Here is a 15,490-nt window from a genome sequence, read left to right on the forward strand (position 1 = left end):
TTCACGGTGAACAATCCTGACTCCTCAACGCATTCCCGCACCCAGCCGGACTCTACCGACACCTCGGTAGGCAGCACGGTCATCGGACTCGACATCGGTGGCACCAAAACCCGCGGAGTGCGGTTCGAACACGGCACAGCGGTGCGGGATGAGAGCGCCGGAAGTTCCAACGTCCAAAATGTCAGCCGTGATGTGGCCGCAGCGAACCTCGCCGAGCTGTTCGGCAAGATCGGCGGAGGCCAAGTGGACGAGGTCTACGCGGGGGCCGGCGGTATCGACACGGACGAGGACGCCCAGGCGCTCGCAGACTTGATCGCACCACACGTGCCCGGAGCGCGGATCACGGTGGTTCACGACTCACGGCTGCTGCTTGCAGCCGGTGGCGCGAGCACCGGCGTCGCCGTTATCGCCGGTACCGGCTCGGCCGCTTGGGGAAGGAACGACGCGGGAGAAGAAGCCCGCGCCGGTGGCTGGGGCTACCTGCTGGGGGATGAGGGAAGCGGGTACTGGCTGGGACGCGAAGCGGTACGGCACAGCCTCCGGCTCATGAACAAGGGCCTCGCGCCGGACTGCCTGAGCAGTGCGCTCCTGGAGTCCTGCGGGTTGGACGAGCCAGGGAAGCTGATCGCACTCTTCCATTCGCCGGCAACGGGCCGCCGGTACTGGGCGCAGCAAGCCAGGGTCGTTGTGGAGGCCGCGGACGACGGCGACCCGACGAGCCAAGAGCTGGTGGACCAAGCCGGGCGGGACCTGGCAGTCCTGGCTGAGCAGGTGGTTCGCCAACTGGGCCTGGACGGACCTGTCATCTTGGGCAGCGGGCTAGGGATGAACGTGCGGCGGCTACAGGAGGCGTTCATTGCCACATTGTCCGGGAAGGGCATTGAGGACGTGCGGATCCTCGCCCAGGACCCCGTGTTCGGCGTCCCCCGGCTGGTGGCCGAGCAGCGGGGCTAGCAGGCCAGACCGGACAGCCCGCCAGCACACTCAGGCGCGGGTCCGTGGACGAAGCTTGACCCCGGGGAGCTGGGGGGCGGGTATGCGGCCGGCCTCCGGGCCTGCGTCCGGGCCGTGGCCCGGTACCAGGCCGAAGCGTGAGGCGGCGGCAGCGTCGTCGTCGAGCAATCCCTCGGCTTGCCATTCTTCCCGGGCTTTCTCCACTTCCTCGTGCGTGCGCCCCACGAAGTTCCACCACATGAGGAGGTCTTCGCCGAACGGCTCGCCCCCGAGCAGCATGAAGCGGGTCTCCGGAGCAACATCCAGCCGGAGGTTGGAACGGCCGGCGCCCAGATGGGCTAACGGGCCGGGTTGGACGTCCACGCCGTCGATCACTGCGCTGCCGTCCAGAATCAAGATTGCATGTTCGAAATCCGGGCGCAGCGGCAGTTCCAGGCTTCCGCTCCCAGTGATGTCCGCTCCAACGATAGGGCTGAACATCGTGGCAGGTGAGCTCTTCCCGGCGAATTCGCCCACCACGACCGTTGCGGTGAAACCGGGGCCCTCGGCCACCGGGAGGTCGCGCTGCTGCTCGAACGACGGCGCGCGGTGCCGGTGCTCCTCTGGGAGGGCCACCCACAGCTGAAGTCCGCGGGAGACCGGGATCTCGTCCACCAGGGGGCTGGATCCGTCCGGGGTGGTGGCAGGCAGGACCGAAAATTCGGAGTGGGAAATTCCGTGGCCCGCGGTCATGATGTTGAGCTCGCCGGGCTGGACCACGACGTCGCTCCCAACGCTGTCCCGGTGGCGCACTGCGCCCTCGAGCGGCCAAGTGACGGTTTGCAAGCCCATGTGCGGATGCGGCAGGACACTCATGGCCACGCGATCCGGACCAAATCTATCCAGGAAGCACCAAGCGCCCACGGTGGGAAGCCCGCGCTGGGGGAGGGTCCGGAAGACGTTCATGGCGCGAACACCACCCAAGGGAACCTCGCGCTCGGGCCACAACTGGACGCATGGTCCTTGACCCTCGGGCGCAGCGGGGCAAACTTCCTGCGCCGGGGAAATGTCGAGATTGGTCATTGTTCATCACCTGTGCATAAATGTTATATTTTGAGCTAATCTGCTCACTATGAACAACGCCCTGCTGAGCTATGGTGACGCTGTCCTTTACCGCTCGGGTGAACCGTACCGCATCCTCGCAGGAGCCATCCACTATTTCCGTGTCCACCCGGAACTCTGGCAGGACCGGCTGCGTCGGCTCAAAGCGATGGGCGCCCACACCGTGGATACCTATCGCGGCAGCGGAACTCCCTTAACGTCCGGCCGCCCAAAGCGCACCCCTAAGCTGGCATCATGAGCCTGGACTTCGACACCCGCCCTGCCGCCTACGCTGTCATCATCCGCGATGGCCTGATTCTGTTGGCCTATTGGAAGCAGGACAACAAAGAGGGCTGGACCTTGCCCGGCGGCGGGCTGGACCTCGCCGAACATCCCGTGGACGGGTGTCGCCGGGAAGTTTTCGAAGAAACCGGATATCACGCCAAGATCGAGCGGATGCTGGGAATCGACGTCGGGCACTGGCCCGGGGACGTTCAAGCGGACGGTTCCGTCAGGGACTTCCAAGCTCTTCGGTTGGTCTATGAAGCCACGGTGGTGGGCGGTGAACTAACCCATGAGGTGGACGGCAGCACCACGCATGCGGCCTGGATTCCCTTGGAGAAAGTGCCGGGGCTACAGCGCGTGTCCTTGGTGGATGTCGCCCTACGGCTGTACTGGGAGCGTCCGGTGGACGGAAAACTCGCCTGAAAGCAGCAGGAAGATTGCCGATTCATTACGGAATACGTGGCGCCGCTGACATCCTCGGCCGGGCTGGTTACTCTGGGGGAAGATTTTACTGTGCGGCCAGATAGCAGCGTCGCGGCCTCTCAATAAGCGTGACGGTCGTTAGGCTCCACCAAAGTTGTCCTCCACAGATAGGTAAGCCCGGGTATGGCTGAAGCCATGATTGAGTTCCAGAGCGTCACCAAGCAATACCAAAGTGGGCAACCGGCCGTGGACGCCTTGACCATGTCCGTGGACAAGGGCGCTATTACCGTATTCGTGGGTCCCTCGGGGTGCGGCAAGACCACCTCCTTGCGGATGATCAACCGTATGGTCGAGCCCACCAAGGGGACCATCACCGTGGGCGGCAACGACGTTTCGCAAGTGCCCGCGGCTGAGCTTCGCCGCTCCATGGGCTACGTGATGCAGTCGGCCGGGCTGCTGCCGCACCGTTCGGTCCTGGACAATGTGGCAACAGTTCCGCGGCTCAACGGAGTTTCGAAGGCCGTGGCGCGCAAGCGGGCCGCGGAACTGCTCGACGTCGTGGGGCTCGATCCGGTACTGGGCAAACGCTACCCCTCCCAACTCTCGGGCGGCCAACAACAGCGCGTCGGCGTTGCCAGAGCGCTGGCGGCGGATCCGCCTGTGTTGCTCATGGACGAGCCTTTCAGTGCAGTGGATCCCGTTGTCCGCGACGAACTCCAGCAGGAGTTGCTGCGCCTTCAACGCGAACTTGCCAAGACCATCGTCTTTGTCACGCACGACATCGACGAAGCGACCGTCCTCGGTGACAAGGTGGCCGTGTTCGCCGTCGGGGGCAAACTCGCGCAGTACGCAGCGCCCGAGGAGATCCTCCGGGCCCCCGCCAACGACTTCGTCGCCTCATTCGTCGGTCGCGACCGAGGGTTCCGCCACCTTGCTTTCAACGTGGCAGACGCCGTGACGCTTCACCCCGTTGCAACGGTCAGCGTGGCCGACGGAACAAGCGCCGGCCGGGAAACGGGGGAGTGGGCGCTGGTTGTGGACGCGGACTCTCGTCCTTTGGGTTGGTCCTCGCCCCGGGATGGCGCCGGACTGATTCCCGGTGGCTCCCTCTTCCGCAAGGGAGACACCTTGCGCCGCGCGCTGGACGCAGCGTTGTCCTCGCCGTCGGGCCTCGGTGTAGCGGTGGACGACGACGGCCGGGTGGCCGGAGTCTTGAAGGCGCCCGAGGTCCTGGCGCTGATCGAAGAAGTCCGCCACCACAGGGAGGATGCCACCTGATGGAATGGTTCCTGGCTAACAGCGGCATGATCTTTGGGTTGGCCGGACAGCACTTGCTTCTGGCCGTCATCCCCATGGTTTTGGGACTCGTGATCTCAGTTCCCTTGGCTCAGTTGGCCAGGCAAAACCGGGTCCTGCGTTCGGTGGTCACAACGGCCACCTCGCTGCTTTACACCATTCCTTCGCTGGCCCTTTTCATCATCCTTCCCACGATCCTGGGCACGAGGATCCTGGACCCCCTCAACGTGGTGGTGGCCCTGACGATCTACGCAGTCGCACTGCTGGTCCGGGCTGCCATGGACGCCTTCGACTCCGTGGATGACCAACTCCGCAACGCCGCCGTGGCCATGGGCTTCAAACCCACCGCGCGCTTCTTCCGGGTGGATTTGCCGTTGTCACTTCCCGTGCTGTTCGCTGGCCTGCGGGTTGTCTCGGTCAGTAACATTTCCTTGGTCAGTGTCGCTGCCCTCTTGGGCGTCGGTAACCTCGGTATCCTCTTCACGGACGGCCTCCAGCGCAACTTCGTCACCGAGGTGGTGGTTGGAATCCTCGCCATCCTTGTTCTTGCCCTGCTCATGGACGCGGTCCTCGTTGTCCTGGAGAGGCTGCTGACGCCTTGGACACGGGCACTTGGGGGCAGCAACGCTGTGCCTAAACCCGCAGGAGCGCCAGTATGAACATCTTCGCCGACACTCTTGCCTGGCTGGCTGATCCCGCACACTGGCGGGGCATCAGCGGTATACCCAACCGTCTTCTTGAACACCTTCAGTACAGCGCCTTGGTATTGGTTATCGCAGCCGTGATCGCGGTTCCGATCGGCCTGTTCATCGGCCACACCGGCCGTGGCCGTGTGGTTGCCGTCGCCGTGGCGGGTGCCCTGCGCGCACTGCCCACTCTTGGGTTGTTGGTGCTCTTCGCCTTGCTGGCCGGGAGTGGGCTGATGCCGCCTGTCTGGGCGCTCGTCATCCTAACGGTGCCGCCGTTGTTGGCAGGAACGTACGCCGGCATATCCAGCGTTGATGCCACAGTGGTGGACGCTGCCCGGGCCGTGGGGATGACCGAACTCCAGGTCTTGTTCCGGGTTGAGTTGCCCAACGGGCTTCACGTGATGTTCGGCGGCATCAGGACGGCTGTCCTGCAAGTGATTGCAACAGTGTCTGTAGTGGCCTACCTGCCGTTGGGCGGATTGGGACGCTACCTGTTCGATGGCCTTGTCCTGCAGGACTTCCCCAGGATGCTGGGCGGCTCGTTGCTGATCGCTGCGCTGGCGATCGCTGTAGACCTCATCCTTGCCGGGGTGCAGAGACTCGTTCTCTCGCCTGGCTTGACCCTCGATTCACGCGGACGCCAGACGGCGGCCGACGATCTCGCAGCCCCAGCTCCCGCCGGAGCTGTCCTTCAAGGAGGTACACCATGAAAAACCCTGTATCCACGCCCCTGACCCGCCGTGGGTTGGCTGGGCTCGCCGCCGGAGTCGGCGTGGCTCTCGCCTTGAGCGCCTGCGGTGGCAGCCCGCTGGCTACGCCCTCGACGTCGGCAGCGAGCGGGGGCGCCGCCGGCGGTCCGTTGGTTGTCGGCTCTGCCGACTTTCCGGAAAGCCAGATCATCGGTGAAATCTATGCCGGTGCCTTGAACGCCGCGGGCATCACTGCCACCACCAAGCCCAACATCGGATCCCGGGAGATCTATTACAAGGCCGTCCAGGACGGGTCCATTGACCTTGTTCCGGACTATTCCGGGAACCTGCTGTCCTATCTGGACACGTCGGCTACCCAGGTCTCCGCCGATGACGTGTACAAGGCGCTCCAGGGGAAGCTGCCGTCCGGTCTTGGGGTACTGGATCCGGCGAAGGCTGAGGACAAGGACGCCATGGTGGTGACCAAGGCGACGCAGCAAAAGTACCAGCTCAAATCCATTGAGGATCTTGCCAAGGTCTGCAAGGACCTCACCATGGGGGCCCCCGCAACTTTCGAGACACGGTCCTACGGGTTCCCTGGCCTGAAGGCCAACTACAACTGCGAGCTCAAGGGCCTGCAGCCGTTCAACGACGGCGGCGGGAACCTGACCCTGCAGGCTCTGCTTTCGGACCAGGTACAGGTGGCAGATATCTTCACCACCACACCGTCAATTGCGGATAACGACCTGGTCATCCTTGAAGATCCCAAGAACAACTTCAAGGCCCAGCAGGTGCTGCCCCTCTACAGCAAGGCCAAGATGACGGACAAGGCCAAGGATGCACTCAACAACGTGTCCAAGATCCTCACCAGCGATGACCTCGTGAAGCTGAATCGCGCCGTCAGCGGCAACCAGAAGCAAAGTGCCAAGGATGCAGCTGCCGCTTGGTTGAAAGACAAGGGAATCGTTAAGTAGGTCCCCTAAAAAACAGCGTACGACGACGGCGACGGACCCAGGCGGGTCTGTCGCCGTCGTCGTACGCGTGTGTGACGGACATCTCCGAAGGAGTCCATCACCCATGTGGCATATTTGAGGAATGGCGAATTTCAAGCAGTCCACGAAGCTTCATAATGTCCTCTACGACATCCGTGGACCGATCCTGCAGGCCGCCCAGCAGATGGAAGCCGAGGGTCACCGGATCCTCAAACTGAACATCGGCAACCCGGCGCCCTTCGGTTTCGAAGCGCCCGACGCCATCTTGGTGGACATGATCCGCCACCTGCCCAACGCCCAGGGCTACAGCGATTCGCGAGGTATCTTTTCCGCGCGCACGGCGGTCTCGCAGTACTACCAGACGCGTGGCATCCAGAACATCCACGTTGACGATATCTACCTGGGAAACGGCGTCAGCGAACTGATCACCATGTCCCTGATGGCACTTTTGGATGACGGTGACGAAGTCCTCATCCCCACGCCCGACTACCCCTTGTGGACCGCCTCGGTGGCCTTGGCCGGCGGCCGTCCTGTGCACTATTTGTGCGACGAGGACTCCGGCTGGCAGCCCGACCTTGAGGACATGGAGTCAAAGATCACGCCCCACACCAAGGGAATCGTGGTCATCAACCCCAACAACCCCACGGGCGCCGTCTACCCCGAAGAGACGCTCAAGAAAATTGTGGCCTTGGCAGAGAAACACGGGCTTGTGGTGTTCGCCGATGAGATCTACGAAAAGATCCTGTACGAAGACGCTGTCCACGTAAACCTGGCATCGCTCACCGGCGATGACGTCCTCTGCCTGACGTTCAGCGGATTGTCCAAGGCGTACCGTGTGTGCGGTTACCGCGCAGGCTGGATGGCTATTTCCGGCCCCAAGAAAAATGCTTCGGACTACCTTGAGGGCATCAATCTCTTGGCCAACATGCGTCTGTGTGCCAACGTTCCGGCACAGCATGCCATCCAGACGGCGCTCGGCGGGTACCAAAGCATCAATGACCTCATCCTGCCCGGCGGGAGGCTCCTGGAACAGCGCAACAAAGCCTACGATCTCCTCAACGCGATCCCGGGCGTCAGCACCCAGCAGGCACGGGGGGCGCTTTACCTCTTTCCGAAGCTGGACCCCGAGGTCCACCACATCAGGGATGACGAGAAGTTCGTCCTGGACCTTCTCAAGGAACAGAAGATCCTGGTATCACACGGCAGGGCGTTCAACTGGGTCCGCCCTGACCACTTCCGAATGGTCACTTTGCCCAACGTCAAGGATATTGAAGAAGCCATCAACCGCATGGCGGACTTCCTGTCGAGGTATCCGGGCAACTAGCCTGAGGTCCATGGCGAGCCAAGGGGGCCGCCGGGCAGAAAGGCATGCCAATGGTAGATGCACTTGAGTTCGCCAAGAGTCCCGCCAAGACCCTGAAAGTGGAGCCCGGGTTCTCGCTTGCCGGCGTCGATCCGGACTCCACACCCGGTTACAAGGGCAAGAAGTCCGATGGCAAGCAGCTTCTGGCCGCCCAAAAGACCCGCCTCGCCGGGCTTCAGGAACGGCTCTTTGCCGAGGGCAAGTTCGGCAGTGACAAACGGCTCCTGCTCATACTCCAAGCCATGGACACAGCGGGCAAAGGCGGGATCATTGGCCACGTCGTGGGTTCGATGGACCCACAAGGCGTGCAGTTGGCGGCCTTCAAAGCCCCGACGGATGAAGAGAAGTCCCATGACTTCCTTTGGAGGATCGAAAAGCGGTCCCCTGAGGCCGGGATGGTTGGCGTTTTTGACCGTTCCCATTACGAGGACGTCCTGATCCACAGGGTCCACGGGTGGGCTGACGCCGCCGAACTGGAACGAAGGTACGCCGCCATCAACGACTTCGAGGCCCGGCTGGTCGAGGATGGCACCACCATCATCAAGGTAATGCTCAACATTAGCCAGGACGAGCAAAAGAAGCGCCTGATTGCCAGGCTAGACGATCCCAGCAAACACTGGAAATACAGTCAGACTGACCTGGCCGAGCGAGCGTTCTGGGGCTCCTATATGGATGCCTACAGCGTTGCTTTCGAGAAGACCTCCACCGGGATCGCGCCGTGGCATGTGGTCCCGGCCAACAAGAAATGGTACGCGCGCATCGCCGTGCAGCAGCTTTTGTTGGAGGCTCTCGAAGGCATGTCCCTGACGTGGCCGTCCGCAGAGTTCGACGTGGCGGCCGAACGCGCGCTCGTCATGAACTCCTAGGGCTGCGGCTTCGTCCGGTCTGCGTTGGGGTCCATCTGGGCGTCCCGCGCGCTGGCCAGGCGCTTGCGGGCGCCCTCGAGCCAGTCCTCGCAACGCTTGGCCAGTGCTTCGCCCCGTTCCCAGAGGGCGAGTGACTCCTCCAAGCTCGCGCCGCCGGCTTCGAGGCGACCCACGACGGCGACCAGTTGTTCGCGGGCTTCCTCGTAGCTGAGGGCGTCCAAGGAGTCGTGGGCCGGTGCCGCCGGAGTGTTCTCAGTCATGGTGATCCTTACGTCAGGTGTTTCGAAATTCATGGTTCGGCGATTTCGCCATGACCGGACGACACCGCCCGGAAACGGCCTTCGGCCACGCGTATGGCCAATTCAGTGCCTTCAGGGGCTTGCCCCGGGCTGCTCACCACCGTATGCCCTGCGTGGTCTGCCCCGACCACCTGGACCACCGCGTAGCCCCGGTCCAAGGTCTTTTGGGGGGACAGTGCCCTTACTTGGGCGCGCAGGTGATGCACTTGGTCCAAAGACCGAACAAGCGCAGTGGACACTGCTGAATGTGCCCGCTGTTGGAGGCGTGCAACGTCATCCGCGCGGGTGGCCACCATCGAATCCGGCGAGGCCAGGACAGGCCGGGACGTCAAGGAGTGGAGCCGGTCCGTCTCCCGATCCACCATGCGGCCCACACTGCGCCTCAAGTGCTCGCGCGCTTGGCGCACCACAGCCAGTTCCTCGCTGACATCGGGCACGATGCGCTTGGCGGCGTCCGTGGGCGTGGAGGCGCGGAGATCAGCTACGTCGTCCAGGATAGGGCGGTCCGCTTCGTGGCCGATTGCGCTCACCACAGGAGTGGAGGCGGCGGCTACGGCCCGGACGAGGTCTTCGTTGCTGAACGGCAGGAGATCCTCCAAAGCGCCTCCACCACGGGCCAGTACGATGACGTCAACGTGTGGGTCGGCATCCAGCGATGTGAGGGCGGCAATGATCTGCGCTACGGCTGTATTTCCCTGCACCGGAACCTCCCGGACATCGAATTCGACGGCGGGCCAGCGGAGTGCCGCGTTACGCAGCACATCCTTTTTCGCGTCGGAATCACGGCCCGTAATGAGCCCAATTCGGTGGGGAAGGAGGGGGAGCTTCCGTTTTCGGGAATCCGCGAACAGTCCCTCTGCCGCCAAGGCCTGCCGCAGGCGTTCGATCCGGGCAAGGAGGTCGCCGAGACCGACGGGCCTGATGTCTTTGACGGACATGTTAAGGCGACCAGTCTTTACCCAGAAGTCCGCCTTCACCAACGCCACCACCCGTGAGCCTCGTTCCAGGGGTACCGGCTGGCGGTCCAGGACAGTGGACCAAACAGAAGCAGGCAATGAGATTTCGGCGTCGACGTCGCGCAGCGTGAGGAACGCATTGCCGCCCCGGCGGTTCAGTTCGATGACCTGGCCCTCGATCCAAGCGGCCGGTGCCCTTTCAATATGGGCTTTCAGCTTGCGTGAGAGCAACTGAAGGGGCCATGGGTTGTCCGGGCTGGTCTCGGCCGCGGTCCCAGGCAGCGTGGATTCCGGGGAGGCGTCAGCGGACATGTCTGCTCCGAACCTGAGCCAGGGGCCGCAACGGTGATTCCATGGGTGATAGTCCTTGCTAGGGGTACGGCGCTTGATCCAGGGCGTTTGTGTGAGTGCGCTTGTCTTGGGGTGCTTGGGTGCCGGTCAGTCTTCCAACTCTATCCAGCTATAGCGTGTGGCTCAGACATTTTTTTCCAATCCTGTGGACAGTCCTAGGATGGTTCCTTGACCCCCGACTCAAAGGATGGCTTTGCGAACTTTTGTCTCAGCGTTGGGAGTGGTGGTTGCCTTGCTGCTCACCGCCGTCGCAGTTCCTGCGGCTTGGGTGGACCAGAACATCGTCAAAGAGGACGGTTTTGTCCATCTGGCGGGTTCATTGGGTAGCGATTCCGATTTCCAGGGCCGCCTGGCCACGGCCGCCGTCGGCAGTTTTGAATCCTCGGTCAATCTTCCCGAGCCGGTCCGATCCCTCGCCGCGGGAGTCCTCAAAAGTGCCACTGAGGGAATGCAATCATGGAGCGACTACCCCCAGGCGTGGCAGGACACGGTGAGGAATAGCCATCGCCTCAACTTCGGCGCCGCCGGCCAACCGGGGAATGGTGCGTCCAGTACGGCCCTTGTCCTCGACGTCGGACCCTTGGTCAGACTGGTACGGGATCACGTCGCCGGCACTACTGGAATCAAACTGGACGTCCCATCGGAAAATCTGGTCACCTTGGGCCAACCCTCGCAGAGGCAACTCGTTGAGCGGGTCTCGGCCTTCGCGCCACTGTGGTGGGTGGCGGCACTTGGCGCCGTCGTATCTGCCCTGTTGGCGTTGGTGACCGCCCGTCGGCGCGCCCTGGTATTGCTGTTCTTGGGCCTCGGAGGACTCGCGTTGGCCGCGCTCTGGACGGCCGGAGCCCAACTTGCCGGTGGAGTGGTAGGCAATCTGTCGAGTTCGAATGGTGTGGCGGAGCTTTTCAAACAGGAGTTCCTCTCAGCAGCAACAAAGGGCTTTGGTGAATGGGTGTGGGACGCTGCGTTGGCCTCGGGCATCCTGCTCGTCGTAGGCCTCGTAGGTCTGATCCTCTCAAGGCGACGATGGTCACGTTCCGCCCGTTAGCAAGGGTCGGGCCGCTACCATGGAAGGATGACCAGCACAGCCGTTTCCATTCCCATGCCCACGGTGCCCCGCCGGCGGCGTTCCCCGGAGGAGATTCAGGCGGCGGCTCCCGTCACAGGACCCAAGAAGGTTCTCCTGGCAGCCCCCCGGGGTTACTGCGCCGGCGTTGACCGGGCCGTCATCGCCGTCGAAAAGGCTTTGGAACACTACGGCCCTCCTGTGTACGTCCGCAAGCAGATCGTTCACAACGTGCACGTCGTGTCCTCGTTGGAAGAACAGGGCGCCATCTTCGTTGACGAAACGGATGAGGTGCCCGAGGGCGCCTTGGTGATCTTCTCCGCGCATGGTGTTTCTCCTGCCGTGGTGCAATCAGCGGAAGATCGCGGGCTGCGCACCATCGATGCCACGTGCCCGCTGGTCACCAAGGTTCACCGCGAGGCTGTTCGCTTCGCCAAGGAGGACTACGACATCCTTTTGATCGGCCATGACGGCCACGAGGAAGTCGAAGGAACCGCCGGCGAAGCCCCGGAGCATATCCAAATCATTAACGGGCCCCATGAGGTAGACAAGGTCACGGTCCGCGATCCTGAAAAGACCATCTGGCTATCGCAGACTACCCTCAGCGTGGACGAAACCATGGAGACTGTACGCCTGCTGAAGGACCGGTTCCCCACTCTGCAGGATCCGCCCAGCGACGACATCTGCTATGCCACTACCAACCGCCAGGTGGCCATCAAGAAGATCGCCCCGCAGGCCGATCTCGTCATCGTGGTCGGTTCGGCAAACTCCTCCAACTCGGTCAGGTTGGTGGAGGTAGCACTTGAATACGGTGCGCGAACCTCCTACCGGGTGGATTTCGCCAACGAGGTGGACGAGTCGTGGTTTGAGGGCGTGGCCACTGTCGGCGTGACATCAGGGGCCTCCGTTCCCGAGGTGCTCGTCCAGGACGTTCTGCGGCTCTTGGCCGACTACGGCTATGGCGAAGTCCAGGAAGTGGTCACAGCTGAGGAAGACCTGCTCTTCTCATTGCCCAAGGAGCTGAGGGCAACCCTGAAGAAGGCTGGCGATGTGTCCAGGGCACTCGGCGGCCGCGGAAGCCGTCCGACGTCCTAGAGCCACCGTGCCGACGTCCTAAGAACCACCGTGGCAGAACCACCCGCAGTGCAACTGCCCGCAGTGTGTCCCCGTTTCCGGGGACGCACTGCGGGCGAGTTCGTTAAGCGGCTGATTCCTCGGTGTCCACCGTGAGCAGTTCAGGGGCGGCCAAACCGCGGGGGACCGCCTCCACGGACATTGGCGTGACCAAACCGGAGTCATCCATGCTGTTGAGCTTCCGGGCCGTCGGAAGAACCCGGGCCTCCAAGGTCCCTACAAGGGCGTTGTAACGGTCGACGGACGTCTTGAGGGAACTTCCGAGTTTCCCCACATTTTCCCCGAGGGTGCCCATGCGCTCATACAGCTGCTTGGCCAGCTCGAAGAGTTGGTGGGCGCTGTCCGTCAGGACATCCTGGCGCCATGTGAAGGCCACAGATTTGAGGACTGCCAGTAGCGTTCCCGGCGATGCGAGCACCACGTTTTTGGACAAGGCGTACTCAAGCAAAGCGGGATCGGCTTCGAGCGCCGCAGCCAAAATGGACTCCGCCGGGAGGAAGCAGATCACCAGCTCCGGTGAGCTCCCGGGAATGTCCCAGTACTTCTTGGCTGCCAGGGCATCGATGTGTGCTTTGAGTGCCTTGGCATGCTTAGCAAGGAGCACCTTGGGGTCACGAAGTCCGGAGTTAAGCTGCCCGGCCGCCGCCACGGATTCGCCTGCGGAGCCGCCGTCGTTGATTTGCTCTTGTGCCTCCAAATAGGCAGAAAGCGGAACCTTGGCGTCCACTACCAGTTGCTTGCCGCCTGGCAGTTGAACCACGAGGTCCGGCCGCAGGGTGTTCTCCGTGCTGCCTGAGTGGACCTGCTCATGGAAGTCGACATGCCGGAGCATTCCGGAGGCTTCCACCACCCGGCGCAGCTGGACCTCGCCCCACTGTCCGCGTGCACTGTTGGACCGGAGTGCAGAAGCCAAAGCATGCGTGGATCGCAGCAGTTGTTCGTCTGACAACCGGGCATCCTGGAGCTGCTGGGCGAGCTGACCATATTGCTCTACCCTGTCCCGTTCCAGGAGTGCGACTTGTTGTTGAACGGCCGTCAGCTTTTCAGCGACCGGAGCCAGGGCCTGGAGCACGTTGCTGTCGGTGTTCCTCGCAGCGCTGAGTTCACGATTTTGGGTAAACAACAGGCGCCGTTCGGCGTCGGCTGCAGCCAGTTGCGCCGTTACCTCCGAAAGCCGCGACGATACGGCGTCGAAGTCTTCCTCCAACCCCGCGCCCCGACGCCTGAAGAGCACGTAACCGGCAACGAGACCGACGACGGCGCCGATCAGCAGCATCAACAGGGCCAAGACCAATCCAAATCCATCCATGGAGCAACCCTGTCACAGGGGTACGACAGTTTTAGCAAAGCGACCGGACCGTGGCACCGCGGCGTGGCACTGCGCCGGGGGCGTGCTTTGGGGGCGGTAGGCGCCGAGAACACCCCAACGGGTAGAATCTATGCTCGTGGCTCTTACTATTGGCATCGTCGGACTGCCCAACGTCGGCAAATCAACTCTTTTCAACGCACTGACCCGCAACCAGGTGCTTGCTGCGAATTATCCGTTCGCAACGATCGAACCGAATGTCGGCGTCGTGAACCTGCCGGATCCCCGTTTGGCTAAGCTCGCGGAGATCTTCGGTTCGCAGCGTCTTTTGCCGGCGCCGGTCTCCTTCGTGGACATTGCCGGCATCGTTAAGGGCGCATCGGAGGGTGAGGGCTTGGGCAACAAGTTCCTCGCAAACATCCGCGAGGCCGAGGCTATCGCGCAGGTGGTGCGCGTGTTCGACGACCCGGATGTCATCCACGTGGATGGCAAGGTAGATCCGCGCTCGGACATGGAGACCATCAACACCGAGCTGATCCTGGCCGATCTCCAGACCATCGAAAACGCGATCCCGCGCATCGAAAAAGAAGTCAAGATCAAGAAGCGCGACGCAGCGGAACTGGCCGCCATCAAGGCCGCCCAAGCTGTACTCGAGCGCGGTGACACCATTTTCTCGTCCATCAAGAGTGACAAGTTGGAGATGGCACACCTCAAGGAGTTGGGCCTCCTCACCGCAAAGCCCTTCATCTATGTCTTCAATGCGGATGAAGGGATTCTTGGAGATCCGGCAAAGCAGGACGAACTCCGGGCCTTGGTGGCCCCTGCGGACGCCATCTTCCTTGATGCCAAGCTGGAATCGGACCTCGTTGAACTGGACGAGGACGAAGCTCGCGAGATGCTGGAAATGAACGGTCAGACCGAATCCGGCCTCGACCAGTTGGCACGGGTCGGTTTCCACACGCTGGGCCTGCAGACCTACCTGACGGCTGGCCCCAAGGAAACCCGTGCGTGGACTATTCGCCAAGGCGACACCGCACCCCAAGCCGCTGGCGTGATCCACTCCGACTTCCAACGCGGGTTCATCAAGGCCGAAGTTGTTTCCTTCGATGACCTCATCGACGCCGGTTCCATGTCCGAAGCCAAATCCCGGGGCAAGGTTCGGATCGAAGGCAAAGAATATGTGATGGCCGACGGCGACGTGGTGGAGTTCAGGTTTAACGTCTAGCCCAAACCTCCTGGAGCTTTTGCGATCGCCGCTGGAGTGGCCCTCTACTTGCCGTTGTACTCATCGTCGCTAACGTGCTCTCCCCAAGTTGTCGTGGTGGAGGGATCTTCGCCGTTCTGGAGCATGGCGATGTGTTCCATGAAGCAACCGGGGGCGGCCGCATGCCAGTGCTCCTCGCCGGGCGCCGTGTACAGCGTCTGTCCTGGGTGAACTTCGATGATCTTGCCGTCGCGGCCCCCGAAGCGGGCCACGCCTTGGGTCACGCGAAGGTACTGGCCGTGTTTGTGGGAGTGCCAGGCTGTGCGGGCTCCGGGAGCGAAGCGCACAGTGGCAACTACCATCGTCTGGTCCTGCTCGTGGGGAACTGCGATCGGGTCGAGCCAGACATCGCCGGCGAACTGCGCGGCCGGGTTTTTGGTGGTGGGGTTGGTGGGTTCGATATTCATGGTTTTCCTACTCTTTATCGCTGAAAAATTCCTTTGCCACACCCATTTCGGGCATGCCCTTGGGTTGGTC

General features: G+C 62.5%; 16 protein-coding genes and 1 pseudogene. 12 read left to right on the forward strand and 5 right to left on the reverse strand.

From position 1 onward, the window contains the following. Positions 1-6: 6 nt before the first annotated feature. Positions 7-954: an N-acetylglucosamine kinase gene (locus QRN04_RS10275; protein WP_502868785.1), complete on the forward strand. Its 948-nt coding sequence runs from the start codon at positions 7-9 to the stop codon at positions 952-954. A gap of 30 nt (positions 955-984) precedes the next feature. Here QRN04_RS10275 and QRN04_RS10280 read toward each other — a convergent pair whose 3' ends face one another. After that, positions 985-2,016, reverse strand: coding sequence for a pirin family protein (locus QRN04_RS10280; protein ID WP_284975927.1), 1,032 nt, complete (start codon positions 2,014-2,016; stop codon positions 985-987). 49 nt (positions 2,017-2,065) lie between these two features. Here QRN04_RS10280 and QRN04_RS10285 point away from each other — a divergent pair. The 8 genes and pseudogenes from QRN04_RS10285 to QRN04_RS10320 form a co-directional block, all read left to right on the forward strand. Further along, positions 2,066-2,230: pseudogene (locus QRN04_RS10285) on the forward strand (beta-galactosidase); the annotation flags it as partial. A gap of 59 nt (positions 2,231-2,289) precedes the next feature. Continuing rightward, positions 2,290-2,742, forward strand: coding sequence for an NUDIX hydrolase (locus QRN04_RS10290; protein ID WP_284975929.1), 453 nt, complete (start codon positions 2,290-2,292; stop codon positions 2,740-2,742). Positions 2,743-2,925: 183 nt separating this feature from the next. After that, positions 2,926-4,020 (forward strand): ABC transporter ATP-binding protein, encoded by a 1,095-nt coding sequence (locus QRN04_RS10295; protein ID WP_284975930.1) that lies wholly within the window; start codon positions 2,926-2,928, stop codon positions 4,018-4,020. Next, complete coding sequence (locus QRN04_RS10300; protein WP_284975931.1) at positions 4,020-4,697, forward strand: ABC transporter permease; 678 nt, start codon at positions 4,020-4,022, stop codon at positions 4,695-4,697. Before QRN04_RS10295 ends, QRN04_RS10300 begins: the two co-directional genes overlap by 1 nt. Continuing rightward, positions 4,694-5,437, forward strand: coding sequence for an ABC transporter permease (locus QRN04_RS10305; protein ID WP_284975932.1), 744 nt, complete (start codon positions 4,694-4,696; stop codon positions 5,435-5,437). The genes QRN04_RS10300 and QRN04_RS10305 overlap by 4 nt, the downstream gene beginning before the upstream one ends. After that, complete coding sequence (locus QRN04_RS10310) at positions 5,434-6,390, forward strand: ABC transporter substrate-binding protein (protein WP_284975933.1); 957 nt, start codon at positions 5,434-5,436, stop codon at positions 6,388-6,390. Before QRN04_RS10305 ends, QRN04_RS10310 begins: the two co-directional genes overlap by 4 nt. 121 nt (positions 6,391-6,511) lie before the next feature. After that, on the forward strand, positions 6,512-7,732 hold the full coding sequence (locus QRN04_RS10315) for a pyridoxal phosphate-dependent aminotransferase (RefSeq protein ID WP_284975934.1): 1,221 nt from the start codon (positions 6,512-6,514) through the stop codon (positions 7,730-7,732). A gap of 50 nt (positions 7,733-7,782) precedes the next feature. After that, positions 7,783-8,637 carry a polyphosphate kinase 2 family protein gene (locus QRN04_RS10320; protein ID WP_284975935.1) on the forward strand — a complete coding sequence of 285 codons (855 nt, stop codon included), beginning with the start codon at positions 7,783-7,785 and terminating at the stop codon, positions 8,635-8,637. Here the strand turns inward: QRN04_RS10320 and QRN04_RS10325 are convergent. Then, positions 8,634-8,897, reverse strand: a complete 264-nt coding sequence (locus QRN04_RS10325; protein WP_284975936.1) for an exodeoxyribonuclease VII small subunit — start codon at positions 8,895-8,897, stop codon at positions 8,634-8,636. The genes QRN04_RS10320 and QRN04_RS10325 overlap by 4 nt on opposite strands. A gap of 29 nt (positions 8,898-8,926) precedes the next feature. Next, positions 8,927-10,204, reverse strand: a complete 1,278-nt coding sequence (gene xseA, locus QRN04_RS10330; RefSeq protein ID WP_284975937.1) for an exodeoxyribonuclease VII large subunit — start codon at positions 10,202-10,204, stop codon at positions 8,927-8,929. Positions 10,205-10,430: 226 nt separating this feature from the next. Between xseA and QRN04_RS10335 the strand changes: the two genes are divergently transcribed. Both QRN04_RS10335 and QRN04_RS10340 read left to right on the forward strand, forming a co-directional pair. After that, on the forward strand, positions 10,431-11,291 hold the full coding sequence (locus QRN04_RS10335) for a hypothetical protein (protein WP_284975938.1): 861 nt from the start codon (positions 10,431-10,433) through the stop codon (positions 11,289-11,291). A 27-nt stretch (positions 11,292-11,318) separates the two neighbouring features. Further along, complete coding sequence (locus tag QRN04_RS10340; RefSeq protein WP_284975939.1) at positions 11,319-12,404, forward strand: 4-hydroxy-3-methylbut-2-enyl diphosphate reductase; 1,086 nt, start codon at positions 11,319-11,321, stop codon at positions 12,402-12,404. Positions 12,405-12,507: 103 nt separating this feature from the next. On the opposite strand, the gene QRN04_RS10345 is transcribed toward QRN04_RS10340, so the two are convergent. Further along, the gene (locus tag QRN04_RS10345) at positions 12,508-13,752 is read right to left on the reverse strand and encodes a DNA recombination protein RmuC (protein ID WP_284975940.1); all 1,245 of its coding nucleotides are present in this window, start codon (positions 13,750-13,752) and stop codon (positions 12,508-12,510) included. Positions 13,753-13,888: 136 nt separating this feature from the next. Between QRN04_RS10345 and ychF the strand changes: the two genes are divergently transcribed. Continuing rightward, positions 13,889-14,974, forward strand: coding sequence for a redox-regulated ATPase YchF (ychF, locus tag QRN04_RS10350; protein ID WP_284975941.1), 1,086 nt, complete (start codon positions 13,889-13,891; stop codon positions 14,972-14,974). A 44-nt stretch (positions 14,975-15,018) separates the two neighbouring features. Here ychF and QRN04_RS10355 read toward each other — a convergent pair whose 3' ends face one another. After that, positions 15,019-15,420 carry a (R)-mandelonitrile lyase gene (locus tag QRN04_RS10355; protein WP_284975942.1) on the reverse strand — a complete coding sequence of 134 codons (402 nt, stop codon included), beginning with the start codon at positions 15,418-15,420 and terminating at the stop codon, positions 15,019-15,021. Positions 15,421-15,490 lie beyond the last annotated feature (70 nt).

It is taken from the genome of Arthrobacter sp. efr-133-TYG-104, assembly GCF_030208915.1.
GTDB lineage: Bacteria > Actinomycetota > Actinomycetes > Actinomycetales > Micrococcaceae > Arthrobacter.

Excerpts from the sequence above, each read along its gene's own strand:
- QRN04_RS10345 (WP_284975940.1), bottom strand. The coding sequence starts at position 13,752 with ATGGATGGATTTGGATTGGTCTTGGCCCTGTTGATGCTGCTGATCGGC.
- QRN04_RS10295 (WP_284975930.1), top strand. The coding sequence starts at position 2,926 with ATGGCTGAAGCCATGATTGAGTTCCAGAGCGTCACCAAGCAATACCAA.
- QRN04_RS10325 (WP_284975936.1), bottom strand. The coding sequence starts at position 8,897 with ATGACTGAGAACACTCCGGCGGCACCGGCCCACGACTCCTTGGACGCC.
- QRN04_RS10280 (WP_284975927.1), bottom strand. The coding sequence starts at position 2,016 with ATGACCAATCTCGACATTTCCCCGGCGCAGGAAGTTTGCCCCGCTGCG.
- QRN04_RS10290 (WP_284975929.1), top strand. The coding sequence starts at position 2,290 with ATGAGCCTGGACTTCGACACCCGCCCTGCCGCCTACGCTGTCATCATC.
- QRN04_RS10340 (WP_284975939.1), top strand. The coding sequence starts at position 11,319 with ATGACCAGCACAGCCGTTTCCATTCCCATGCCCACGGTGCCCCGCCGG.
- xseA (WP_284975937.1), bottom strand. The coding sequence starts at position 10,204 with ATGTCCGCTGACGCCTCCCCGGAATCCACGCTGCCTGGGACCGCGGCC.
- QRN04_RS10315 (WP_284975934.1), top strand. The coding sequence starts at position 6,512 with ATGGCGAATTTCAAGCAGTCCACGAAGCTTCATAATGTCCTCTACGAC.
- QRN04_RS10300 (WP_284975931.1), top strand. The coding sequence starts at position 4,020 with ATGGAATGGTTCCTGGCTAACAGCGGCATGATCTTTGGGTTGGCCGGA.
- QRN04_RS10310 (WP_284975933.1), top strand. The coding sequence starts at position 5,434 with ATGAAAAACCCTGTATCCACGCCCCTGACCCGCCGTGGGTTGGCTGGG.
- QRN04_RS10335 (WP_284975938.1), top strand. The coding sequence starts at position 10,431 with ATGGCTTTGCGAACTTTTGTCTCAGCGTTGGGAGTGGTGGTTGCCTTG.
- QRN04_RS10320 (WP_284975935.1), top strand. The coding sequence starts at position 7,783 with ATGGTAGATGCACTTGAGTTCGCCAAGAGTCCCGCCAAGACCCTGAAA.
- QRN04_RS10305 (WP_284975932.1), top strand. The coding sequence starts at position 4,694 with ATGAACATCTTCGCCGACACTCTTGCCTGGCTGGCTGATCCCGCACAC.
- QRN04_RS10355 (WP_284975942.1), bottom strand. The coding sequence starts at position 15,420 with ATGAATATCGAACCCACCAACCCCACCACCAAAAACCCGGCCGCGCAG.